Here is a 23,940-nt window from a genome sequence, read left to right as displayed (position 1 = left end):
CCGCCCATGTGTGAGCGCTCGCTTGCTCGCGATGGCAGTGGATTAGCCAACAGAGATATTGAATGCGCGGCTGCGAACTTCGCGCGCGGTGCAGCCGAAGTGCTGGCGGAAGCTGCGGGTGAATTGCGCCTGGTCGCTAAAGCCCCAACGCATCGCCAATTCACCGATGGACAGGTGGCAGCCGGGATCGTTCAGGCCTCGGTTAACCGCCTCCAGGCGGCGCAAGCGAATCCACTCGCCGAGGCTGTAGGGCGTGCTGCTGAAGAGTTTGTGCAGATAACGCACGGACAGGCCGCAGGCGTCGGCGACCATTTGCGGTGATAGATCGGGGTTGCCCAAGTGTTTGTCGACATACTGCTCGATGCGCTGCAAATGCATGGCGGCCAGGTTGGAGCTTTCACTGCTGAGCACGCGCTCGTCTTCGCGCAGGGCCATCAACAGGGTCGACAGTGCTTGCTCCAGCAGCATGTGGCGGGCGGTGTCGCTGCATTCATCAAAGCGCGCGGCGCACATGGCCAGTTGATCGACAAAGATGCGCCCCAACGCTCGCCGGGCATCGAAGCAGAAACGGGTGTAGCGTTCAGCACCGCGCAATTGGCCGTGCAGGGCCCGTTCGGGCAACTTGAACACCCATAGGTCATTGTCGCAGGCGTAGTGAAAGCGGTAGGGCGCATCGCCCCGTTCGAAAATGAAGCCGCCCGGCCGACAATGCAGTGAGCGGCCATCCTGCTCGAAATGCACTTCGCTACGGCGCGGTACGGTCACCAGGTAACAGGCTTCGCGGTCCTCGCTGACCTGGGCTTTGCTGCGTGAGTAGCCCAGTTCGCTGGAGCGCAATCGCGACAGGGTCAGCGGCGTACTGTCGGTCTCCCAGATTTGCAGGCTGCCGCTGAAACGGGTGCTGGGTGCGAACTCCAGGGACAGCGGAAAATAGGCACTGGCGATGGCCTGCGCCCAGAGCGGCTGGCGCTGGCTGTCGGGCCAGGCGCGGGTGGAGAGCTTGTAGGCCATGGCTGTCCTCGTATGATTTTTATTATGAGGACGGTGCCGAAGCCCAAGGCCATCGGCACCGCTGGTTTGCCATCATTTGCCATTGCTGGCGGGTGGTCAATCGTCAGGTGTCAGCCGGTAGGTCGCCGACGGCGCCAGTGTTGCCTGCCAGCCCGGAGGCACGACGATGTTGGTGGTCGACTCTTCAATGACGCAAGGGCCTTTGACCGTCTGGCCCGATTGCAGGTGTTCGCCGTTGTACACCGGCGTGTCCTGCCACGGCGACTGGGCACTGAACAGCATCGACCGGTGGCCGCTGGGGCGGGCAGCGAAGCTTTCCTCCGGTTGTGCCAGTTCCGGCATCGGCGGGCGTTGCAACCGGGCGATCACCGAGCATTCGAGGTTGACCAGTTCCGCCGGGCTATCAGGCTCGTTATAGGAGAACAGCGCCTTGTGCCGGGTATGAAAAGCGTCGCGCAAGGCCTCAAGGCCGGCCTGGTCCAATTGATCGCAGGTCAGTTCGACGCTGCATTCGTGCACCTGCCCGAGGTAGCGAATTTCCAGGTTGTACAGGCATTCGATGTTGTTGCCGGCGCCGAATCCATCGTCGCGCAGGTTGCGCATGCCGCGCTCGCGCAGGTCGCGCAGGGTCTGGTTGAGCAGCGACAGATCGACCAGCTCGTCATCCAGACGCATCGGCAAGGTGGTCAGTTGATCGTAGCGAATGTCCGAAAGGATCTGCCCATAGGCACAAAGACCAGACGCGACTTTCGGGATCAGCACCACCTTGCTGCCGATTTCCTCGGCCAGGCGCATGACATGCATGCCCGCCGCGCCGCCGGCGCCGATCAGGGCAAAGTCCCGCGGATCGTAACCGCGCTCCACCGACACCCGGCGAATGCCACTGACCATGTTCAGGTTGACCAGGGTGATGATGCCGATGGCCGCACGTTCCACGCTGATGCCCAGGGGCTCGGCGATTTTGCTGCGGATCGCTTCGATGGCCGCCTTGCGGTTCAGGCGTATGCTGCCGCCGAGCAAGGCGCCATCGGCGAGGTAGCCGAGGGCGAGGTTGGCGTCGGTGACCGTCGGCTCGGTGCCGCCCTTGCCGTAGCACACCGGGCCCGGGTTGGCACCGGCACTGCGCGGGCCGACCTGGAGCATGCCGAAGTCATCGATATAGGCAATCGAGCCGCCGCCGGCACCGAGGGTTTCCACCTGGATCATCGGTACACCGATGCGATAGCGCAGAAAGTCCGTGTCTTTGCTGAAGTTGGTACGCCCCGATTTACTCAAGGTGATGTCGAACGACGTGCCGCCCATGTCCACGGTGATCACGTTGTCGATGCCGAATGGCTGGGCTACGCACAACCCGGCTTGCGGCGCGGAGGCCGGGCCGGAGTTGATGGCGTTGACCGCGCGTTCGCGCATCACCACACCCGGAGCCAGGCCGCCGTTGGATTGGAAGTAACGCGTCGGTTGTTGCGCGCCAAGTTCTTCGAACAGGGCATCGATGCGTTCGATGTACCGGCCCATGACCGGGCTCAAGTAGGCGTTGACCACGGTGGTCGAGGTGCGGGTGTATTCGCGGATCTGCGGAAACACTTCATTGCCGGTGCACACGAACACCCCCGGCAAGGCTGCGCGTACAAGTTCCGCGGCCCTTTTTTCGTGGCAGGGGTTGCGCACCGACCAGACGAAGGAAATCGCCACCGCCTTTACGTCTTGTTCACGAAAGTACTCGATGGCCTCGGCAATGGCCTTTTCGTCCAGGGGTGCATATTCGCTGCCGTCACTGAGGATCCGTCCCTTGACCGGGCGGCGCAGGTGACGCGGAACCAGCATGTAGGCCGGCGGGTAGGTGGCATCGTAGCGATGGCCGTCTTCCTTGTGGCCCAGGCGAATTTCCAGGCTGTCCTCGTGCCCGTCAGTGCACAACAGGCCGACCTTGACCCCGGTTTTTTCGATCAGTGCATTGAGGGCCACGGTGGTGCCGTTGATGCACAGGTCACAGTCTCCGATGATTTCGGCCGGCGTGCGGCCAATGGCGTCGGCGATCTGTGCCAGGCCGTTGCGGATGGCGAGGGTGCCGTCCTGGGGGGTAGAAGGGGCCTTGAACAGTTGTACGTTGCCGCTGCGGTCCGCCAGGATGAAATCGGTAAAGGTGCCGCCGGCGTCGATGCCCAGACGATATTGTTGCTTGGTCATGATGAGAGATTCCAGATAGCTCAAAGGGGCGGGGGCAATCAGTGCAGGTCGCGACGGGCACGGGTGGCGGCGTCATCGACCTGGCCATTGCCATCGATCACCACCCCGTATTCCAGGCGCGCGCCTTCTAACGACACCAGGCCGTTGCGCACATCGTTCAGCACGCTGGCGACCGGTCGCCGCAACGGATCGCCGTAGCCACCGCCGCCGGGGTTGACGTTGATCACTCGATCGCCGGGTTGCGCGACGATTTGCGCGTTGTGAATGAAGTGCCGTTCCTCGCCGTCGGCCTTGCGGTGAGTCAGCCGTCCCAACTTGGGCTCCAGCAGCGCATTGATCGCGCCTGCGGCACCCGAGGCAGGCAGTTGCCGGCCTTCGCCGAAGCCGACCACGGTCATCCCGTGGTTCAGCGGTTCGATTTCAATGCAGGTGCCCGAGCCACCGCGAAATTCACCGGCGCCGCCGCTGTCGGTCATCAGGCTGTAGCGATGAATGAGGATCGGGTAGGAGTACTCCAGCAACTCGATATCACCGGACATCAGCGCGCCGAAACAGCACAGCGGACCGCACGCCGGCCAACCGTCCATGACCTTGTTGGCCCCGGCGCCGGAGATGATCGAGGCGAGCACCATGGTCACGTATTCGTCGTTGTTGTTTCGCGGGTCGTGGCCCGCGATGTTGATACCGCTGGCGTGCCCCCAGGAGGCGGTGACGCGATCGGGTGCGGCCTGTTCAAGGGCCATGCGCACGGCATCGGCCAGGGTTTCCATGGGGGTGGTGGTGCTGTTGACGTGGGGCGCGGGTTCCCGGGCGTTGCACAGGGTACCCGGTGGGCCGAGTTCAACCGACACGCAGCGGTACAGGCCTTCGTTGTAGGGTGGCGGCACTTGGGCAAACATCATCAACCCCAGGTACACCCCGGACACCGAGTTGCCCGCGTAAGAGTTGATGAAGTAGGGCACCTGCGGCGGGCTTTCGATCAGCACATGGGCCTCGTCGCCGCGAATTTCCACTTGCGCTGTGATCGACAGCTCACCCAGCCCATGGCCCGAATCCTCCAGTACGGCGGTGCCGGTGTAGACACCATCCGGCACATCGCGCAACAGTGCACGCATGTGCCGGTCGGCCATGTCCTTCAACTCGGCGATGCACGCGCGTACCTGTTCCACGCCGTAGCGATCGAGCAGTTCCAGCAAGTGGCGCTCGCCGACGTTGCAGGCGCCGTACTGGGCGTTGAGATCGCCTTCCTGATAGGCGCGGGCGCGCATGTTGGTCAGCAGCAGGTTGATCACGTCTTCGCGGCGCCGGCCCTGGCTCCAGAGTTTCACCGGCGGGATGCGCAAGCCTTCGGCGTAGATTTCCCTGGCGTCCGGGTTGTAACCGGCAGGCACCGGGCCGCCGATGTCGGTCAGATGGCCCTTGCACACCGTCCAGAACACCAGCTCGCCCTTGTAGAAAACGGGTTTGTACATGCAGCAGTCGAGAATATGGCTGCCCTTATAGGCGGGGTCGTTGTGATAAATCACATCGCCTTGCTGAATGTCGTCACCGAAGAAATCGGCGACGCATTTCATGGCTGGAATCAGCGAGCCCAGGTGGATGGGAATGTCCTGGCCTTGCAGGATCATTTCCGGAAGGTGATCGAAGAGGGCGTTGGAGTAATCGTGAGCCAGGTTGAAAACGCTCGAACGGCCGGTTTTTTCGAGGGTGATGGTCATTTCGCGCTGGGCGGTTTCGAGGGCGCCCCGCACGACGGCCAGGGTGATCGGATCTACTGTACTCATGGGTCACCAGAACTCTTGTTGTTTTTCAGGTGGAGGTCAGGACGAACGTCTGACCCACGCCATCAAGCTACGCGCTCGGAGCGGCGCTTGGCTTGGCGTGGGATGCACTGGTTTTTGATTGCCAGTGCACTGCACTGTCTGTAGGAGCGAGCACGCTCGCGAGAAACGCCCAAACAACGCGGGCCACCAGACAGCGTGCGTTATCGCTTACAACCATCGTCGGATCGCCGCCCGGAGCTTGCTCGCTCCTACAGGAGGGTAGGAATCAGGTGTAGTTGGCGCGCACGAACCAGCTGCGCCGGGCGTTGTTGAGCAGCAGCCAGTACGCGCCGAAAGCGCTGATGAAGGTCACCGGAGCCGACCAGGTGGCGAGCGCCGGATGCCCGCTGTTGAGCAGGGCAATACCTGCCGCCGCAGCGAAGAACCACGCGCCGAGGCCGCAGGGGTTGAAAGCGCTGACCCGGTCCACCTGATATTCGATACGGTCCTGAAATAGCTGGTTGTATCGAGGTGAAAAAATGTGAGCCAGGGCAATCGCGACCCAAGCCACTATGAAGATGCTCTGGTACGCCAGGGCCTGCAGGATGTACTCGAACACGTTCAGGCGCATCAAGGTGTAGACCAGCGCGCCGACCGCCACCGCCCACACCGCGTAGGGGACTTTGGCAAGCTCCATGCCGCCGAAGAACGCCTGCATATTGGTCGCAGCCAGGTAGAAGTTCGCCGAATTGATCCGCGTCTGGCTGATCCAGACGAAGATCAGGCCCCAGATGCCCATCAGTTCGATGATCGCCATCACCACCGATACTTCACTCAGGCCTGCGGACGTTGGAATGGTCCCGGCCAGAAAAATGCCGACCAGGCCATTGATCAGGAACGTGAAGGTGTAGAAGGGCAGACCGAAATTGAAACGGCCGTGATAGCCGGCGTCCTCCTTGCGACCGAAGCGAGCGTAGTCCCAGGTGTACATCATCAGGATCCACACGCCCATGAAGTAGCTGAAGCAATTCCACCAGCCATGTTCAACCGGACCGCTCGCCGGCCCCATCTGCAGCCATGCGGTGCTATAGCCGTATCGTTCGATGGTCAGTGCCACCAACGCCACCAGACCAATCAGGTAGAAAGGCAGCAGTACGCCGTTGAGCTTGTCCATCCAGCTCTGCACGCGGCCCAGGATCAACGGCACGCTGTACAGCACCACCAGCAGGTAGGCCTGATTGAGTGACAGGTTCGGCACGTATTGTTGAATCGCGATGGCAATCACCGATCCTTCGAACACGCTGTAGTAGGTGGCCGTGGCAAAGAAAATCAGCGTGGCGAGCACGGCGCCCTTGCGGCCGAACAGCACCCGGGAAAACAACGCAACCGACAATCCGGTCTTGATTGCGTAGCGGGCAATGATGCCGTTGATAGCCGCGTAGGTGACTACCGACAGCAGCAGCCCGATGATCGCGTTCTTCGTGCCGAAGGTCATGGCCAGGGTGGCACTGACCACCAGCCAGAACATCGCACTGCAAATGCCCCACCAGGCCATCGTCAGCGAGCCTTTGTTCATGCGTTGTGAAGCGGGAACGGCGACCACCGAATAATCGGCGCTGTCGCTCTGTTGCTGAAGGATGGCGGCCATGGTTCTTCTCTTGTTTTGGGATGAAGAACCTGGATGGTAAGAGGCCAGTGCAGGCGAATGATTGCTGTTGGCGGCCCTGTTTTTTGTCGTTGAGTGAAGTGCGCGTTGCCCGTCTGAGTCTTGCGGATGTTCATGCTTGCACGATGGACGCGAACTTGCCCGCCGAGAAGAAGATGATTGGCCCAACACCCTTTCAGCCGACTCACGAGACCATGGTCGGCCATTTTGCTGTGCCGCGGTACCCGCGCTAGCCGATGTGCAAGATCAGGTATGCCAGCGCTCCCAGGCTCAACAGACTCATTGGGATGCAGGTAAAGAGCAGGGCCTTGGCATGTCTTGCAGTACGCTGCAGCTTTGCTTGCAGGTCATCAACCCGGGCCTCTTGCCTGCGCAAGTGTTGTTCAATCACTGCAAGCGTTTGCAAGGTGGATTCATGCTGTGCGCCGGTCTGGATGCCTTGTACCTCGAGCCGCTGCTCAAGGACTGCAAGCATTTGCATGGCCGACTCGTGCTGCGTACTGGCCTGCATCGCTTGTGCGCAGAGGGTGGCCTGTACACGCTGTTCCTGCTGGGCAATGGCCTGTTGCACGGCGGTGCGTCCCTGGCTGGCCAGCACGGCAACCAGTGCTTCCAGGCGTTTGGTACGCTCCTTCCCGAGCCGTTGCAGTTGCTCGAACAGCTGATCGCTGCCCTCGCGATAGGTTGACCGGTTTACTTCACCCAGCATCTTCAACTGCGTTTGCAGGTCGCTCTGAAGCGTCTGGCGATGATCGTTCAGTTGCCCTTCGAGTGCATGGCTATGGGTGTAAACCGCTTGCAAGGTCTGTTGACCGAGTGATTCGGCTTGCGTGCTCAATGTCTCGATGAGGTGATCGGTTCGGGCGACTGCCAGCGTTTCAGCGCTTTGCTGGGCATCGGCCAGTCCCGTCAACTGTTCGAACAGCTGCTCATTGCTTTCGCGATGGGCCAGCCGGTTTGCATCATTCAGAACAAGCAGTTGCGCTTGAGTATGGGTCTGGAGGGCCTGCTGGTGCTCATTTAAAAGACCATCGAGCGTATGGGTTTGGCTCAGCAGAGCTTGCAGGGTTTGCTGATTGAGCGTTTGCGCTTGCACATTCAACGCAGCAGCCAGGTCATTGGCTCGAGCTTGTGCCTGGTCTTGTGCAGTGTACTGGCCGTCCAACAACGCTTGAATCTGGTCGCCAAGGGCAAGGCCGGTATCGGGATAGTGACGATCAAGCGTTCGCTTGAGCCTGCCCACCTGGGTCGTCAAGCCTTCATGGCCGTCTTTTATTTTTTTGTCGAGCGGATACAGCGCGCCATCCAGCAGGCTCGTGAGTTCACTTTTCAGTGGCGCGATCACAATATCGTTGAGCAACTGCGCCATGTCTTGCCTGGCCGCGCGCATTTCGTCTTGAGCTCTGTTGTCAGTCACGTCGAAGGTTTTCCGGCATAGAGTTTTTCCGCTTCGTTGATCAGCAAATGGGTATTGAGCACCGCCAGGAATTTATCCATGGCGGTGGGACCTTTCGTGATGCCTGCCTTGGCGGTTTGAAGCGCTTGCAGGAAGGCATCGTTGATCCGTCGTTCAAAATGCTCGGCTATTTTCAGCGAACTGGTCATTCTGGCCAGATTTGAATCCAGTTCTGATTGCAGCTTCGAAAGTGCTCCTAGGTGGTCCTGAAGCCGCTTGACCTGCTTTTTCACGCCGAGTCTTTGAGCATTGACGGCGCGAACGGTCTTCTCGATTTGCGCGGCTTGTGCACGCAAGCCGTCTATAAAGCTTTGATGCGCCAGTGATGCATGGCGTTGCTGGCTCTTGTGAAAAGCCAGCCCCAGTACTGCCTTGTCGTTTTCAAAGCTCGACGTCCAGAAGTAGCCATCGGTTTTGTAGCTGTCCAGGTGATAGGCAATGGCATGGAAATCCTTGTCATCGAAGGCGATGGGGGGCAGTTTTTCAATACATTCGCACAAGGAAGCCTTCAGATTACCTTTGGCCTCGCGCGCAAATAATGTATTGAAGGTTTCTGTCCAACCCTGGCACCGTTCTTTCAAGCGGTCTTTTTCCTCATCGAGTGCCTCTTGCAGCGCTGACACGGTTTCGGCGTCCACCTTGATTGGCGTGCCTTGGAACAATGATTCAAACAGCGCTTTGCACTCGGTGTGCACTAACTTGGTCAACACTTCGCCCAGTTGTTTTTGAGCCATGCACTGCTCGTCGAGACTGGCCTGGTGATCCTCAAGCTGCTTCAACCAACAATCGCCGGCCAGTGTGGGGTAGTGCTTGCCGAGCTGCTTTTCCAAAACCTGCAGTTCTTCATCCAATTCGGCTTTGCGCTCGTTGTAGCGTGCTCGAAACACCGAGATTTGACCTTGTACGACGCTGTCCAGTTGAAAGGCCGCGAACACACGCGAAAACGGACCGGACGCATCTTTGATGTCGGTGATCAGTTGCTGCCGGAACTCACTGATCACCGGTGCAATGTGCGCGTAGTACTCGGGTTCGCCATGAGCCAGCTCACGAGCGGAATCACCCAGTTCAAGCACATACAGATTGTCGGCAAAACGCGGGGGGATTTTGAGATCGAGGGTCTCGATCTCGCTGATCATCGTTCGACGGACTTCCTGTGCATTGAGTGCAGCATGCTGGAAGCGCTTGCGCTCGCTGCTCAGAGAGAAACAAGAGGTCACCACCACTCGAAAGCGCACCGGCTGGCTTGCCCAGTGGGCCAGCTCTTCGATCTGCAGGTTTTCAGGGCGCAGAAAACCCAGACTGCTGGCCTGGGTAACCAGTAACACCAGGTCCGCTACGGTGACATAGCGACGGGCGAGCTGTTCGACGAGCTGCTGTTCGTTGCGGTTGCGTGCATCCAGCCCCGGCAAGTCGATCAGTTTGACGTCCACGTCCAGTGCATTGGCAGACGCCGCCGGGAACAACCGACTGGGGATCAGGATATCGGTCAGGTCGGTATTGTGCCGACTGCCTCGCTCGACCGAGCGACGAATATCGGCCAGCGCCTTGGTAGCCTGGACGTCGGTCAAGGGGCGGTCGCTTGCGATGTACCAGTTGTCATCGGGCGCACGGCCGTAGCGCAACGGCATGGCCGTGGCAGACTTGCCCACGGCTTGGCCACCACGCAGTACACGGGCTACTTCATCGCGAGTGCTCGACGCCAGTCCTAGCAGGTCGAGAATGAGGGTGGTCTTGCCGACTTGCGTCGCACCATAGACCACCACCGTCACCTGGTCAGAACGCCTGACTTGATCGCTAACCTCCGGCGCGAGTTCGTGGACAAAGCGGTCAAAGGCTTGCAATGCCCAATCATGACGCTGTCGGTGACGCTCAAGCCAGGTAGCGGGAATGGACACGATCGATCTCGGCTTCCAGATTGCGCCGCGACACGCCCAGTGTCCGCAGCGACCGGGCCAGAGCGTCGCGCTCGGCGAACTGATCAATGTCTACGCCGTAGGCCAGACTCAAATTGCGTTGGATACGGTCCTCGATTTTTTCCATCAGTTCGTCATAGTGCTCAAGACTGGTTTCGATCAAGTGGTCCTTGAATCGCTCAATACTGGCACCGATGAAGTTTCGTTTGGCCACGTCGTAGTGGTGCACTGAACTGGCTGCTTTGTAGCCAATGAAGCCAAGTCCCATCAGGCCGGTCGCAGCCATCGACAAGGTTGCACCAAGGCCGGTAGCTGCGCCCCCGGCAAGGGCGGGAATCACGTCCAGGCTTCCGTCGATGGCCAGGTCGACGGCAGTGATCGCGAGCAGGGCACGAATGGCCTGCTGAGCGCCCTGTGTAAATTTCGGCAGCGTTTCGCCGATGTCTTTGGCGAGTTGAACGGGGTCGTAGTTCACCAACTGCGAAGTGTCGATGACATTGCGCCGCCAGAGGGCAATACCCTGGCTCATACGCAGGTATTCCATCGTCAGCGCCGGCAGGTGTTGCAGGGCCGTATTGAACGGCTGGCTTCGAGTCGTGCCGACGTCGAGGTGGTTTTTGCCAGAGGTCTCATTGAGCAACAGGCAAACGTGCTTCTGAAGTGACTGCGGATCAACCCTGTTGCTCAAGGGAGAGATGGCTGCACCATCAGCTTTTTCGTAACCGAGGTACTGTTCCGGGAGATCCTGATTGCGCAAGGTCAACAGGGCCTGGGTGTCCAGATGCTCTTTGGGAGCGTGGCCCAGCGAGAGCAGGTCATTGGCAACGTGGGTCAGCGCAAGGTAGGTGGCATCGACCGGGGTCTGGTCATCCTGGTTTTCCCAGTGCTGATTGATTCGATCGATGAAGCGTTGTTCGGTTTCGCTGGCATTGAGCAAGAAGAAATCCTTGGCGGCCCTGAGTTTGTTGCTCCAGCCTTCTTCCTCGTTGCCATAGGCCTTTTTGGCACTGGCCGTGGCTTGACGTGCGTATTGATCGACGTAATGGTGCAAGGACTTCTGGTACTTCTTGCGGTAGCTGGCGACTGACTGACGGAATTTATTCAGGATGGAATCAATCAGTGCGTCCTGGGCGCTGGCGCGTGCCCCGGCGTCCTCCACCAATGATTCGAGTAGCGTCACAGCGGCTTCCAGCTCCAGCTCCACGATGGAACGCAGATCCGTCAGGCGCTGGTGATGAATGCTTTCAGGTACCTGGGCGTATTTGGCCAGCGCCTCGATCAGCTGTGGAACCCAGCGCTCGCGATATTCCTCACCTCGCCCGACGCACAGAATGCGGTCCAGCTCTTGGGCAGGCACTTGGCAGGCCTGCGCGGCTGAACGACGCAACGTGTCTCGCTCATCGTCGCTTTTGCCTTCGGTACGGCCAATGGTGATGATGGGTTGGCGGCCTTGAAGGGCATTTTCCAGCATGTCGACAAGTACTTCGTTCGTCGCATTGGTCGCCAGGGCATTAGCGTTAGTGACCATGATGCTGCCCATGGCATGCTTGAGCGTGTCGCGCATCTCTTCTTGCCACAGGCTGTTGGTGCGACTCAGCCGCTCATATCCGGGCAGCAGCAAAAAGCCAAAGCCATCACTGAAGTGGCGGCGGGGCACATACAAACGAAGCAGCAGGAAACGTTCGCCGGTGGAGAAGCTGCGCAGTTCCCTGGCCAGGGTTTCACGATCGATCTCATGTTCCTTGCCGAACTCATCCACGCCTCGGGCGTATGGCGCTTCACAATCTCGTTCCAGGATAAACAGCGGGCGACATTCGCCGCGCCCCGGGTTGTCCTGCAGCCAATCGTCCAGGCCGTAGAGCTCACGCAGCAGGTGGGTTTTGCCGGCGCCTTGAGTACCGCCTACGCAAATGAAATACGTCGCGTGCATTTCACGAATGACCAGCAACTTGCGTAACACGGCGCGGATTTTTTCGCGCTCGGCGTTGGTGCGGTCGAATTGCACAGCAATGCTGAGCGTTTGACGCAGTGCTTCATTGACTGGATCGATGAGGGTGGCGTACATGCCGGAACTCCTTGTTAAACGGTACTTGGCGAGTTTGGCCAAGCCCTGGGCAAGCCTTGCAAAGAACCTGGCTACGCCGCAGAAAATTGATTCGCCAGTATATCGACCGACCAACGGAAAGGTTTAGCAGCCGGTATCGCCTCGCTGATTGCAAATTGGTCTGTGCTGCGAAGATAGCGCTCTAAATGACGCCGAGCCCGAGATACTCATGCGATTGGTCTGCAGTTTGAACAATCGACAAATTGGAACGTCTTGCCTCGTGGGAACACATCCAGGGGGGAGGTAAGTGTGCCCTCCTTTCATGAAAACGCCGGAACACTGCAATCCAGTGTTCCGGCGATCAGCTTTCAGGTCGGTTTCAGACCGTACGGCAGCAACTAGCGAGGCCAGAGGGATGGAAACAACGGGTGCTCCAAGGGGGCATCAGCTGCAAGCGTTTCTCAAGCGTTCAGCGGCAGGAAAGCTTCGGTCAGCCTGACCCAGAAGCCCGCGCCCCGGATCAGGATGTCATCGTTGAAGTCGTAGCGCGGGTCGTGGGCCATGCAGCTCTTCTCGCCATCGCCATTGCCGATAATCAGGTAGCAACCGGGGCATTTCTGCAGGAAATAGGCAAAGTCTTCGCTGCCGTTGAAAGGCACGATATCGGTCATGACTTCGTCTTCACCCAGCCAGTCGACGGCCACCTGGCTGGCGAATCGGGTCATTTCCTGATCGTTGACCAGCAAGGGGTAATCGGCACTGTATTGGATGTCGGCCGTTGCACCGAATGCCTCGGCCTGGGCATGAATGAGCTTGCAGATCTGCTGTTCGAGGCGGTCCCTGACTGCATTGTTCAGCGAGCGTACGGAAATCAGCATGTGTGCGCTGTCCGGGATCACGTTGGAAGCCTTGCCTGCATTGATTGATCCGACCGTGATCACACTCATTTCCTGAGGCGAAACGTTGCGCGAGACAATGGTCTGCAAGGCCATGATGATACTGGCGCAGACCACCACCGGATCGACGCTCAAGTGAGGCATGGCGCCATGGCCACCCTTGCCGTGAATCGTCACGCTGACCTGGTCGGCGGACGCCATGAAGGGACCGGCCCGAAAGCCCAGTTTGCCGACTGGGTAACCCGGCATGTTGTGTGCGGCGAACACCGCATCGCAAGGAAACCGTTGCAGCACGCCTTCCTGGATCATGCGGCGGGCGCCGGCCAGGCCTTCTTCGGCGGGCTGGAAAATCAGGCGCACGGTGCCGTCGAACGGATGGCCATGGGCGAGGGCGTAAGCGGCTGCCAGGAGCATCACCGTATGCCCGTCATGGCCACAGGCGTGCATCTTGCCGGGTATGCGGCTGGCATAGGGCAGCCCGGTTTTCTCCAGGATCGGCAGGGCGTCCATGTCGGCGCGTATGCCGATCACCCGTGGGCTTGTACCCTTTTTCAGCGTGGCAACAATTCCGGTTTCGGCGATTGCGCGGTGTACCTCGTAACCCCATTCCAGCAACCGTTGGGCGACCAGTTCGCTGGTTTCGACCTCTTGGTAACCGAGTTCGGGGTTGGCATGGATCTGGTGGCGCAGTTCGCGCATTTCCTGCTCGATTTCCTTCAACAGCGCGATGGAGTCTGTCATTGGCAGCGTTTTCCCTGGTGACCCGTTGGAGGTGCCTCTGGTACGGTCCTTCGCAGAGGATCGACGCCCGGGCGGTATGGGTCCGAGAGTAGAGGGCCTGGACAACGGCTGACAGGCAATCGAAAGTGAACGCGACAACCCAGGGTTAACAGTGGCGGATACCATGAAGTTCTATCAACTCAATGCACTGGTGGCTGTGGCCGACGCGGGCAGTATCCGCGGCGCCGCCAAAAGCCTCGACACATCGCCGGCCGCAGTCACCAAGGCCATCCAGAAGCTGGAGCAAGACAGCGCGACGCAACTGCTGATCCGCAATGCCACGGGGATTGCGTTCACTGAACTTGGCAAAAAGCTGTTGATTCAGGCACGCCTGGTGGTGGCGCAAATGAGCAATGCGCAACAGGTATTGGCTGATGAAAATGGCGAGCTGACTGGAAATTTGTCGGTTGCCGTCACGCCCTGGTTGGCAATGACCCTCATGCCCAAGGCGGTCGTGCGTTTCCGCCAACTGTTTCCGCAGGTGCAGCTGGAGTTGCACGAAGGGCTTTCATCCGTGGCGTGCCCGATGTTGCGTGAGGCACGGGTCGACCTGTTTATCGGCCGTCTCGACACTCGTTTTTCCAGCAGCGATCTGACGTATCAGCCGCTGTTTACGGCAGATTGCGCCGTAGTCGCTCGCCAGCAACACCCGTTGTCCGACAGCCACAGCATGGAGGAACTGGAATCCGCCGACTGGATATTGGCCTCACAGCAGGACGGTGCGATTTCAACCCAAGGGCATGTGCATTTCGCCCATTCGATCTCGATCATCATGAGTTTGCTGCGGGAAACAGACATGTTGAGCATCTTTCCCTGGCCGCTAGTGGAGATATGCGCGCAACGGGAAGGTTTGTGCGCGTTGCCATTGCGCGAATCGGTGGGCAGCGCTTCGGTAGGCGCCATCAGTCGTAGCGGACAGCCGCTGAGGCCGGCGGCGGAGCGATTTCTGGAGTGTTTGATTGAAACCATTCAGTGGGAGATGGCACAGGCGCATTCGCCGTATCGGCGGATGTTGCAGACGGTGGATTTGCTGGTTTGATCAGGCGCTGTTTGTGGCAATAGACGAGGTCTGACACATCATTTAACATAATATACATTACACGTATTTAAACGTATTCACCGCGAGCCCCAATGGTTGTCGAGATTATCGAAATATGCGAAAAAACAGCTAAATATGAGAAAAGTCAGAAAATCAGAGAGTTACGCAAAAACACTTGCTCTGGAGATCAAGCCAGCATCGAAGCCAAATTTTCTTAATATGCGTCTGACCTGCTGAGCCTCAACAAACGTTTAGCGCATTGACTCCGACAACGGCTTCCGCACCATCAACCACTTTGGGAAGTCGTAACGTCCATTTTAACTCTTTACTAGCCAGGATGAGTCTGCCTATCGTCGTCGCGATTGACTTAATCGTGCACCGAACGAGTTCTCCGAAGTAATCGCGTAAAACGTGCCTGTTGTCTCTCATTTTCGAATTTGTCTACAGATCAGCAGTCCGGTTGGCGCCTGAGCGTTCAAGGCTCTAACACGGCCCATGCGAGCGTCCTGGAACCTGAATTTACTACAAGACGGCGAGTTTAATAATTTGGCCCTTGAACGACTTGGTCGCGCACTGTGCACGCGTTTGCGCATCTGGCTGATTTGGTATGGTTTTTTGCGAATAGCCCGTTCGTTTACAACATTACCAACATGGTAGCTCCACCTCCAGGCGCGACGCTGCGTAAATTCTGCATCTTTCAGCACTGTGTTGCTGCTCGGATTTCAACTGCTGTCACTCGTGGTAAGGATCAACAACTGAGACATTCCATTCAGATAAGGTCATAGAGCTAGTGTGACCACCAGGCACCCTAGGGACTGCTCCGGTTGAGTCAAAGGCATCAGAGCGTGCTGGTGCGCTACCGTTGTAAACCTGTTTTCTACCCTGTTAACCACGCTGGTTAACAAGGTAAAAAACAGGTTTACAGCATGCCCAGAATCTACGTCGTTAACATCAATGACAGCGATTGGCGGGCAGACTCCAGGCCAGTGATAACGACTGCTTTAGTACTGCCGACAACTGCAAACTGGAACTTTCGGTCTCTTCGAGCTGAAATTGGCCAGTTCTTGAAACATAACTCAACTAAACATCTATTTAGTTGAGCTAATAATAAGCTCCTTGATTCTACTCACCTTCATACTCTACTAAGCTTCGCGAATTTGTGCCTCGAGCAGTGTCTCGTTTTTAGAGACATGAATATGTACACCTGAGTTCAGAACCTCAACGGTGAACGGCTCCGTAGGCAAAGCTCCACCACCGCCGACGTGTTCGTAGCGAAGACTCCTTCCCACCTCCCCCCAGTGCCGATCAAGCTTTGCGCGCTTCTTCGACCATTGCCAAAGCTACACACACGTACCCGAGAGCTCGTCCACTCGGAACTGTCGTATCGATACGTAAGATCGCTTCTTCAAAGAGTGTTTGATCGGGCACTGCAACGTTTGCTGTGTGGGGGTTGGAGTGAGGGTGAAATCGACCAGGTTCGTTCAGCGTACCTGCACTGGCTTCGCCATAACGCTGCCACGTTTGACGCGCCACTTCGTGACATGAAAGACCTACAAGCGGATTTGCGTCATAACAGCCTCAGCACAACACAAAACACCTACTACAACAGCCTTGACGAACAAAGCGCTCGCTCAGTCAAAGAGCTCAAAATGTGTAGATAGATAAAGGCTTTTTTCGTTGATGTACTCATCCCTGCCCTGCTCTATCGATTTAACGAGACACAACAAAGTCGCCGTCGCCGAATAGATTGCTCGTTGGGTAAGGGGCGAAAATGGATCTGCCGGCAGCGGTCTTGCGAGGCCTGACGATATGGTCCTGTACATGGCTCTCACGTAAGCTGTGCGTATTTCACACGCACTGGCGAAGGCTCACCCGATACCCCGATCAACAAAAAGGGGCTCAGTGTCTTCAAAATCGCGATGGATACGCAAAGAGATCCCAATGGCTTCAAGGAAGTACGGTATCGGTCGACGCAGCAAAAGTGAATGGCCAGAAACGGCGAATCCCGCTCTAGGCGGGATTCTCAGCCGTCGATTGTATGCGTTCGACGGGGCAGGACGCCGTTACCTGGCACTGGGCCATCTGATTTTCATCAGAAGCGGGGTGCGATCCGAAGATCCCTGTAACCACCCTGTAGTTCACGCCTAGGCGCAGATGAATAGTAGTCAATCAATATTCACTGTGTCTATCTGCTGTCACCTCTTGGATGACCTAGATCACCCCGGTCACCCCTCAGCCGCCGTTCAGAACTGGCCCTCACAGCGTCCAATTCATCGGCCAAGGATGGAAACACGACCTTGAGTACGAAGAGCGTTTTTAAAGCGATTTGGGCGACCGGGAGTCGATCTTCCAGAACCGAGCATTGCGGAAAAAACCGAAGATGACTGATTGCGATCTGGCACGTCTGGAACTCTTCAGTGAAGCGGGCTTTCAGAAAACCACGCGGTATCGTTGGCCCCATCGCGAGCATACTCGCTCCTAATAGTGTCATTGGGTTTTTATCCACCCAAGAAAACGCTTGATCGGTTGCTCTACGCCACGCTTCTGCGCATGCGTGAGATACCAGCCGCCGGGCTGCATGACGTCCGCGTCCGCCGCGATGACAAGACTGCCCGAGCGCAGGTCCGCTTCCACCAGAAACTCTGGCACCACCACCACACCCTGCCCGCTGATCGCCGCTTCGATCGCCAGCAACGTGCTGTCGAACCGTGGCGAATTCTTCTGCACGAGATTGGCGAGCCCAATGCTTTGCCCCCAGATCAACGAATCCTCGGTAGCCCCCGAAATCGCCAGGAACGGGACCTTGTGCAGGTCCTCGGTGGTGGCGATGGCCTTGGCCGTTTCCTTCGAGCACACCGCCACCAGGCGTTCCTTTCGCAACAGCGTGTAGGCCTGGTTGGGTCGATCCGGCGTGCGGGTATAGATGATCCCCACGTCGGCGCGGGCAGGATTGAATTCCCAGTCGAGCAGGCTTGCATCCAGACTGACGGCAATCTCAGGCGAGGCTTCCTTGAATGTCTGGAGCCTTGGAATGAGCCAGCGTACGGCAACGGTGACGTAGACCTGAACGGTCAACGAAGTCTGCGTCTGTTTCTCGCGGATAAGGTCAGTGGTCAGCGCAATCCGATCCAGCGCATCCTGGACCACCGGGAAGTAAAGCTCGCCCTTTTCGTTGAGTTCCACCCGGCCCGGCAGCCGGCAAAACAGCGCTGTTCCCAGGTAGCGCTCGAGTGAAGCGATCTGGTGACTGATGGCGGATTGGGTAAGGTTCAACTCTTCGGCAGCGGCCTTGAAGCTTCGCAAGCGCGCGGCGGATTCGAAGACTTTCAGCGTCGATAGGGGGGGAAGCGATCTCTGAATCATGCTTGCTCGCGACGTTAAAAAAATTCAAGCGGGGGTTAAATATACTCGTTTGCCCGGCTGGCAACGCAATCTCATACTCGGCCCATAACAATAAATCAGAGGCACGGAAATGAAACGTTGTTTGCTTGCAACCTCGGCTTTTGCGCTTGCTTTCGGAACCTGTGTTTTCTCGACCCCCGCTGTCATGGCCGCAGAGCAATGCGTGCGAGTGCTGGGCTATGAATCGGACGGCGAGAAACAGACGATGGACCCGGCGGCGCTGATCGGCACCGACAGTGTCTATCACATCCGTGCGGTCTATGAGCCTCTGGTCGACCGCAGCAATACCATGATGCCGATTCCGGTCCTGGCCCGGTCGTGGGAGTCCAACGCGGACGCGACCGAATGGACATTCCATTTGCGCGAAGGGGTCAAATTCCACGACGGCTCCGATTTCGATGCGGCGGACGTGGTCTACTCCTACCGTCGCCTGCTCGACCCGGCCGTCTCACCCGGCGGTTTCTCCACCCTCTCCTTCTTGGACGCCGAGGGGATTACCGCCGTCGACAAGAACACCGTGCGCTTCAAGGTGAAATCGCCGGTGGTCGAACTGCCGATGCTGATCGCCACCAAGTACGCCCTGATGGTCCCCGAGGGTGCCAAAAGCGCAGACCTGCGCACCAAAGGCGACGGCACCGGTCCTTTCATTCAGGAGACCTTCACCACCAACGGTCCGGTGCGGGTCTTGCGGCGCAATCCGCATTACTGGCGCGAAGGCCTGCCCAAGGCCGATTGCCTGGAAATCACCACCAGCCTGGAAGCCACCTCGCGTCTGTCGGCGCTGTTGTCGGGTTCGATCGACCTGTCACTGGTGGTCGATCCGGCGAGCCTTATCACGCTCAAGGGCAACCCCGCCGTCGATCTGGTCTCGACGCCGGGCGCCACCTCGCTTTACCTGGCGGTCTGGACGAACACGCCGCCCTTCGATGATGTCCGGGTGCGTGAAGCCCTGAAGCTGGTCATGGACCGCCAGACTATCCTCGATACGGTGCTGCTGGGCTATGGCGAAGTGGGCGGTGACACGCCGATTCCTCCCAGCTCGCCGCTGAGCCTGGGGGCGCCGCCGAAAACCCCCGATGTCACCCGGGCCAAGGCGCTGCTCGCCGAAGCGGGCCATCCCGATGGCATCGCCTTTGATCTGTACACGTCCGATTCCTACCCAGGCATGCTGCTGCTCGCCCAAGTCTATGCCCAGATGGCGGCACCCGCCGGCATCAAGGTGAACGTCATAACCTCGCCGGCCGAGGGTTACTGGGACACGATCTGGCTGAAGAAACCGGCGGTGATTTCCTACACCAGCGCCCGTCCACCGGCAGAAGCATTGACCCTGTCGCTCAACAGCCAGTCGGAGTGGAACGAGACGCGCTGGAAGCGAGCGGATTTCGATGCCCTGGTGGCCAAGGCCGGACAAACCTCGAACGAGCAGGAGCGCAACACGCTTTATCGCGATGCCCAGCGCATCGTCGCTCAGGAAGGCGGCATGATCCTGCCGGTGTTTTCCTCGGTCGTGGCCGGCCTGCGCAAGGGCTGCAGCGGCTACTCGCCGAATGTCGATGTGAACCGCATCGACTACGCACAACTGGGTTGCACCCGGTAACCGCTCGCCCCCGTCGCCCCCTTCAATCATTCAATTCATCCCCCGGAGCCTCCTGGCTCCGGTCAGGAGACTGTGCGCATGACACTCCCCCATCTGTCCCGATTCCTGCACTGTTTCGCCGATGCACTGGATCGCCAGGATCAACCCGTGGCGGCGGCTCACGCCAAGCGCCTGCGTACATTGCAGGCAGGCCTGACCACCCTTCAGAACGTACCTGTCGCCCGCGTGCCGGTGCAGACGCAATGCGAAGCCGAGTTGCAGGCTTATGTCGGCGATAACGCATTGGCCAAGGCGCTCTCGGACCTCATGCCAGCGCTGCACCTGACACGCAGCAAGACCTATCTGGCAGCCCCGCCCAGTGCCAATTTCGCCGACAACTACGGCTACAGCGTGATCTGCGGGCCTGACAGCGGCCCACCCGCGCTGATGAAGGATGCCGAGATTTCCTTCGGCCTGATGCTCCTTGGCCCCGACACGCACTATCCGCTGCACAGCCATCCGGCCGACGAGATCTACTACACCGTCACCGGTCCGTCCTCCTGGAGAACCGGCGACGACGCATGGTCATCACGCACCACCGGGGAAATCATCCATCATCCTTCATGGATCACCCATGCCACGCTCGCCGGGGACAGCCCCCTGGTGTTGCTGTATGTCTGGCAAGGCGATCTGGAAACCGATGCGGCCTTCACGCCCGACCGGATGGCCGCAGCCCCGACCTTGAACACTCAGGGGGCCAAGCGCACATGAGCATTTTCCGGCTTGTAATCAGCAGGGTCGCGCTGTCCGCCGTCACGCTGCTGCTCGTCTCGCTCCTGATCTTTTTGATTCTCGAGGCCCTGCCGGGCGACGTGGCGACCCGCATCCTGGGCCGCGACGCCACGGTCAAGGCACTGGAAGTCCTGCGAGAACAGCTGCACCTGGGTGATCCGCCCTTCGCCCGCTACCTGCACTGGCTGGGGGATCTGCTTCACGGCAATCTTGGCGTTTCGATTGCCACTGGGCGGCCGATTGCCGACGTCCTGGGACCGCGCATCGTCAATACGCTGCTGCTGTCGCTGTTGGCGTTTGCCCTGTATCTGTTCCTGGCGATCGTGCCGGCCGTCATTCAGGCCACCCATCGCGGCTCGAAGGTCGACAACGTCATTTCGGTGGTGACGCTGGTGCTGTTGTCGCTGCCCGACTTCCTGCTGGCGACGATCCTGCTATTCATCTTCGCCGTGGCCATGCCGATCCTGCCCGCGTTGGCGACGGTGTCCGACGCCAGCAGCTGGCTGGACAATCTGCGGGCCATGATCCTGCCGGCGGTGACCCTCGCCATCATCATGGCGGTGTACGCCATCCGGGTACTGCGTGACAGCCTGATCGAAGTGCTTCGCTCGGACTATGTGCGCCTGGCCGAACTCAAGGGCCTGCGCCCCTATGCCGTGCTCTGGCGACACGCCATGCCCAACGCCATCGTGCCCGCGCTCAACATCACGGCGCTGAACCTGGGTTTCCTGATTGGCGGCGTGGTCATCGTCGAGCGGGTCTTCTCCTATCCCGGTTTCGGCACCTTGCTGATCGATGCCTTGCAGTTGCGCGATCTGCCGTTGATCAAGGCCACCGTGATGATCAGCGCGGCGGTTTACATCGCCGCCAATCTGATTGCCGACATTTGCGCCGTCCTGCTCCAGCCGCGCCTGAGGACTCAACAATGAGCCAGACCCATACCCTGTCCACCCTTCGCACGCCAAGCCTTTCCAGTTATCTGGCGCGCTGGCTGGCAATGCCCGGCTCATTCAAGGTCGGTTCGATCATCCTCGTCGCCCACGTGCTGTTCGCCGTTATCGGGGTGTTCTGGACACCCTACGGTTTTGCGCAGATGGGCACAGGCATCCCGCTTTCCGGCATGTCATGGCTGCATCCGATGGGCGTCGATCAAATCGGCCGCGATGTCTTCAGCCGCTTCATGTACGGCGCGCACATCGTGTTGCTGCTGGCCTTGGCGGGCACAACGTTGGGCATGGTGGTCGGCACCATGCTGGGTCTGATCTCGGGCTATTTGGGTGGCTGGTTCGACGAAATCGTCCAGCGCCTGGTCGAGGCCATGATCAGCATTCCGTTTCTCGCCCTGGCGCTGGTCACGATCATCGCCGCGGGGCCTGCCTTGGCCGGCGAACCGGCGCTGATCGTACTGGTGGTGGGCCTGGTCTATACCCCGCGTATCGCCAGGATTGCCCGGGCCGCAGCGATGGAAATCGCCACCCGCGAGTACGTCGCGGTGGCCCAGCTACGTGGCGAAGGCACCTGGTCCATCGTCCTGCGGGAGATCCTGCCCAACACGGCCAACGTGCTGCTGGTCGAATTCTCGCTGCGCATCAGCTACGCCCCCATCCTGATCGGCGCGCTAGGTTTCCTCGGTTTCGGCATTCGTCCGCCAACGCCGGAATGGGGCCTGATGATCAGTGAAAACCGTGGCCTGCTGATCGCCTCGCCCGTGACGGTGTTCGGCCCGGGCCTGGGCTTCGCGTCCCTGGTGGTTGGCCTGAATCTGTTTACCGATGGCTTGTCGAGAATGCTGGGCCAGCGGTCCGTGGTCGGCGCATGAACAACAATAAAAGGGCTAGAACCATGAACAAGCTGATCGAGATTCGTGACCTGGGCATTGCCTATGCCGGGCAAACCGGCTGGACCGATGTCGTGGAAGGGGTATGCCTGGAAATCGCCCGGGGCGAGGCCTTCGGTCTGGTCGGGGAATCGGGCTGCGGGAAATCCACCGTTGCCTATCGCCTGCTCGGCTATGGCGCGGGCAACAGCCGCGTGCAGAGCGGTCAGGTGCTGTTCGAAGGCACCGATTTGCTCAGCCTCGACGCCCATGCCCTGGCCCGGCTGCGCGGCAATCGCATCGCGCTGGTGCCGCAGAATCCGACGACGGCATTGAGCCCCGGTATGCGTGTCGGGCAGCAAATTCGCGAGATGATCCTGACCCACCAGGCGCTGCCCAACGGCGTAACCATGGATCAGCGCATCATCGAACTGTTCGCCCTGGTCGGGTTGCCCGATGTCAGCCGACGCTATCCCCATGAGCTGTCCGGCGGGCAACAGCAGCGTGTGACGATCGCCATGGCGGTGTCCTGCAATCCGGACCTGCTGGTGCTCGACGAACCCACCACCGGCCTGGACGTCACCACGCAGCGCCAGATCATCCAGCTGCTGTCGGACCTGCGCAATCGCATCGGCATGGCCATGCTCTACGTCACCCACGACCTCGCGTTGCTGGCCCAGATCGCCGACCGCATTGGCGTCATGTACGCCGGGAAGCTGGTGGAGGTCGCGCCTTGCGAGCAGTTGTTGGCACACCCTGCCCATCCCTATTCTCGCGGTCTGATCGCCTCGATTCCGTCGATACGCCAGGGTCACACCAAGGGGCGTGGTCTTCGTGGCGTGTTGCGGCGGGATCAGATGTCCACGGGATGCAAGTTCGAGCCGCGCTGCGATTTTGCGACGGCCATCTGCCGTTCCACAGCGCAGAACCTGGTCCCCGTGACGGCCGTGCAATCGGTGGCCTGCATGCGCTGGTCCGAGATCGCTGCCCGTCAGGATGCACCACCGGCGGCGACAATCGCCCTGCGCCGCAATGCCTCGTCAGCACCCTTGTTGTCCGTGGACAACCTTTCGCTGTCCTATGCGCGGTCCGGATGGTTCACCCAACTGCTGGGCAAGACGGCGGTGCCCATCGCACGCGACATCGATATTCAACTGGGCGCAGGCGAGATCGTGGCGCTGGTCGGCGAGTCGGGCAGCGGAAAATCAACCATCGCTCGCGCCATCAGCGGTCGACTCGCACCACTGTCGGGCTCGATCAGTGTCGACGGCAATCGCTTGCAACCAACGCTTGCCGGCCGATCGGTCCAGCAGTTGCGGCAGATCCAGTACATCTTCCAGAACCCGGATGCGTCACTCAATCCGCGTCGCAGTGTGAAGGCCATACTCGAACGGCCCGTGCAGCATTTCGCGATCGAAGCCACCGACAAAACCCTTGAGAGCGCTCTGGATAGCGTGGGGTTGCACGTCGGCTATCTCGATCGTTTTCCTGAACAGCTGTCCGGCGGCGAACGCCAGCGCGTGGCAATCGCCCGGGCCTTGCTGGTCAATCCAAAACTGCTGATTTGCGATGAAATCCTCTCGGCGCTCGATGTATCGG

Annotated in this window: 15 protein-coding genes and 1 pseudogene; 7 read left to right on the top strand and 9 right to left on the bottom strand. The window is 59.3% G+C overall.

Going from position 1 to position 23,940, the window contains the following annotated elements:
• Positions 1-42: 42 nt before the first annotated feature.
• The 8 genes from ACQKP2_RS23015 to ACQKP2_RS22980 all read right to left on the bottom strand — a co-directional run bounded on the left by ACQKP2_RS23015 (position 43) and on the right by ACQKP2_RS22980 (position 13,677).
• A complete protein-coding gene (locus ACQKP2_RS23015; protein WP_427579728.1) occupies positions 43-1,011 on the bottom strand; it encodes a helix-turn-helix domain-containing protein in 969 nt (322 codons plus the stop codon).
• Positions 1,012-1,107: 96 nt separating this feature from the next.
• The gene (locus ACQKP2_RS23010) at positions 1,108-3,198 is read right to left on the bottom strand and encodes a hydantoinase/oxoprolinase family protein (RefSeq protein WP_427579726.1); all 2,091 of its coding nucleotides are present in this window, start codon (positions 3,196-3,198) and stop codon (positions 1,108-1,110) included.
• 38 nt (positions 3,199-3,236) lie between these two features.
• Positions 3,237-4,982 carry a hydantoinase B/oxoprolinase family protein gene (locus ACQKP2_RS23005; RefSeq protein WP_427579724.1) on the bottom strand — a complete coding sequence of 582 codons (1,746 nt, stop codon included), beginning with the start codon at positions 4,980-4,982 and terminating at the stop codon, positions 3,237-3,239.
• A gap of 265 nt (positions 4,983-5,247) precedes the next feature.
• Positions 5,248-6,609 (bottom strand): purine-cytosine permease family protein, encoded by a 1,362-nt coding sequence (locus ACQKP2_RS23000; protein ID WP_427579723.1) that lies wholly within the window; start codon positions 6,607-6,609, stop codon positions 5,248-5,250.
• Positions 6,610-6,856: 247 nt separating this feature from the next.
• Positions 6,857-8,044: a hypothetical protein gene (locus tag ACQKP2_RS22995; protein WP_427579722.1), complete on the bottom strand. Its 1,188-nt coding sequence runs from the start codon at positions 8,042-8,044 to the stop codon at positions 6,857-6,859.
• Positions 8,041-9,978 carry a dynamin family protein gene (locus ACQKP2_RS22990; protein ID WP_427579720.1) on the bottom strand — a complete coding sequence of 646 codons (1,938 nt, stop codon included), beginning with the start codon at positions 9,976-9,978 and terminating at the stop codon, positions 8,041-8,043. The genes ACQKP2_RS22995 and ACQKP2_RS22990 overlap by 4 nt, the downstream gene beginning before the upstream one ends.
• Complete coding sequence (locus ACQKP2_RS22985) at positions 9,953-12,061, bottom strand: hypothetical protein (protein ID WP_427579718.1); 2,109 nt, start codon at positions 12,059-12,061, stop codon at positions 9,953-9,955. Before ACQKP2_RS22985 ends, ACQKP2_RS22990 begins: the two co-directional genes overlap by 26 nt.
• Before the next feature lie 440 nt (positions 12,062-12,501).
• Positions 12,502-13,677: a M20 aminoacylase family protein gene (locus ACQKP2_RS22980; RefSeq protein WP_427579717.1), complete on the bottom strand. Its 1,176-nt coding sequence runs from the start codon at positions 13,675-13,677 to the stop codon at positions 12,502-12,504.
• A gap of 163 nt (positions 13,678-13,840) precedes the next feature.
• Between ACQKP2_RS22980 and ACQKP2_RS22975 the strand changes: the two genes are divergently transcribed.
• Positions 13,841-14,755, top strand: a complete 915-nt coding sequence (locus ACQKP2_RS22975) for a LysR family transcriptional regulator (protein WP_427579715.1) — start codon at positions 13,841-13,843, stop codon at positions 14,753-14,755.
• 1,376 nt (positions 14,756-16,131) lie between these two features.
• Positions 16,132-16,416: pseudogene (locus ACQKP2_RS22970) on the top strand (site-specific integrase); the annotation flags it as partial.
• An 826-nt stretch (positions 16,417-17,242) separates the two neighbouring features.
• On the opposite strand, the gene ACQKP2_RS22965 reads toward ACQKP2_RS22970, so the two are convergent.
• Positions 17,243-18,118, bottom strand: a complete 876-nt coding sequence (locus ACQKP2_RS22965; protein WP_427579713.1) for a LysR substrate-binding domain-containing protein — start codon at positions 18,116-18,118, stop codon at positions 17,243-17,245.
• A gap of 184 nt (positions 18,119-18,302) precedes the next feature.
• On the opposite strand from ACQKP2_RS22965, the gene ACQKP2_RS22960 reads away from it, so the two are divergent.
• The 5 genes from ACQKP2_RS22960 to ACQKP2_RS22940 all read left to right on the top strand — a co-directional run.
• Entirely contained in the window at positions 18,303-19,754 is a 1,452-nt protein-coding gene (locus tag ACQKP2_RS22960) for an ABC transporter substrate-binding protein (protein WP_427579711.1), read from the top strand.
• 78 nt (positions 19,755-19,832) lie between these two features.
• Complete coding sequence (locus tag ACQKP2_RS22955) at positions 19,833-20,504, top strand: dimethylsulfonioproprionate lyase family protein (RefSeq protein WP_427579710.1); 672 nt, start codon at positions 19,833-19,835, stop codon at positions 20,502-20,504.
• Entirely contained in the window at positions 20,501-21,454 is a 954-nt protein-coding gene (locus tag ACQKP2_RS22950) for an ABC transporter permease (RefSeq protein WP_427579709.1), read from the top strand. The genes ACQKP2_RS22955 and ACQKP2_RS22950 overlap by 4 nt, the downstream gene beginning before the upstream one ends.
• The gene (locus tag ACQKP2_RS22945; protein ID WP_427579707.1) at positions 21,451-22,344 is read left to right on the top strand and encodes an ABC transporter permease; all 894 of its coding nucleotides are present in this window, start codon (positions 21,451-21,453) and stop codon (positions 22,342-22,344) included. The genes ACQKP2_RS22950 and ACQKP2_RS22945 overlap by 4 nt, the downstream gene beginning before the upstream one ends.
• A 23-nt stretch (positions 22,345-22,367) precedes the next feature.
• Positions 22,368-23,940 (top strand): oligopeptide/dipeptide ABC transporter ATP-binding protein (locus ACQKP2_RS22940; protein ID WP_427579705.1); only part of this gene is annotated, 1,573 nt, incomplete at its 3' end.

This window comes from Pseudomonas sp. NPDC089569 (genome assembly GCF_050280625.1).
Taxonomy (GTDB): Bacteria; Pseudomonadota; Gammaproteobacteria; order Pseudomonadales; family Pseudomonadaceae; genus Aquipseudomonas.
This window is presented reverse-complemented; position numbering and strand designations above follow the sequence as displayed.

What these genes read in the sequence shown, in the direction of transcription:
- ACQKP2_RS23010 (WP_427579726.1), bottom strand. Translation starts at nt 3,198, where the DNA reads ATGACCAAGCAACAATATCGTCTGGGCATCGACGCCGGCGGCACCTTT.
- ACQKP2_RS22980 (WP_427579717.1), bottom strand. Translation starts at nt 13,677, where the DNA reads ATGACAGACTCCATCGCGCTGTTGAAGGAAATCGAGCAGGAAATGCGC.
- ACQKP2_RS22975 (WP_427579715.1), top strand. Translation starts at nt 13,841, where the DNA reads ATGAAGTTCTATCAACTCAATGCACTGGTGGCTGTGGCCGACGCGGGC.
- ACQKP2_RS22950 (WP_427579709.1), top strand. Translation starts at nt 20,501, where the DNA reads ATGAGCATTTTCCGGCTTGTAATCAGCAGGGTCGCGCTGTCCGCCGTC.
- ACQKP2_RS22965 (WP_427579713.1), bottom strand. Translation starts at nt 18,118, where the DNA reads ATGATTCAGAGATCGCTTCCCCCCCTATCGACGCTGAAAGTCTTCGAA.
- ACQKP2_RS23015 (WP_427579728.1), bottom strand. Translation starts at nt 1,011, where the DNA reads ATGGCCTACAAGCTCTCCACCCGCGCCTGGCCCGACAGCCAGCGCCAG.
- ACQKP2_RS22960 (WP_427579711.1), top strand. Translation starts at nt 18,303, where the DNA reads ATGGCCGCAGAGCAATGCGTGCGAGTGCTGGGCTATGAATCGGACGGC.
- ACQKP2_RS22945 (WP_427579707.1), top strand. Translation starts at nt 21,451, where the DNA reads ATGAGCCAGACCCATACCCTGTCCACCCTTCGCACGCCAAGCCTTTCC.
- ACQKP2_RS23000 (WP_427579723.1), bottom strand. Translation starts at nt 6,609, where the DNA reads ATGGCCGCCATCCTTCAGCAACAGAGCGACAGCGCCGATTATTCGGTG.
- ACQKP2_RS22985 (WP_427579718.1), bottom strand. Translation starts at nt 12,061, where the DNA reads ATGTACGCCACCCTCATCGATCCAGTCAATGAAGCACTGCGTCAAACG.
- ACQKP2_RS22955 (WP_427579710.1), top strand. Translation starts at nt 19,833, where the DNA reads ATGACACTCCCCCATCTGTCCCGATTCCTGCACTGTTTCGCCGATGCA.
- ACQKP2_RS23005 (WP_427579724.1), bottom strand. Translation starts at nt 4,982, where the DNA reads ATGAGTACAGTAGATCCGATCACCCTGGCCGTCGTGCGGGGCGCCCTC.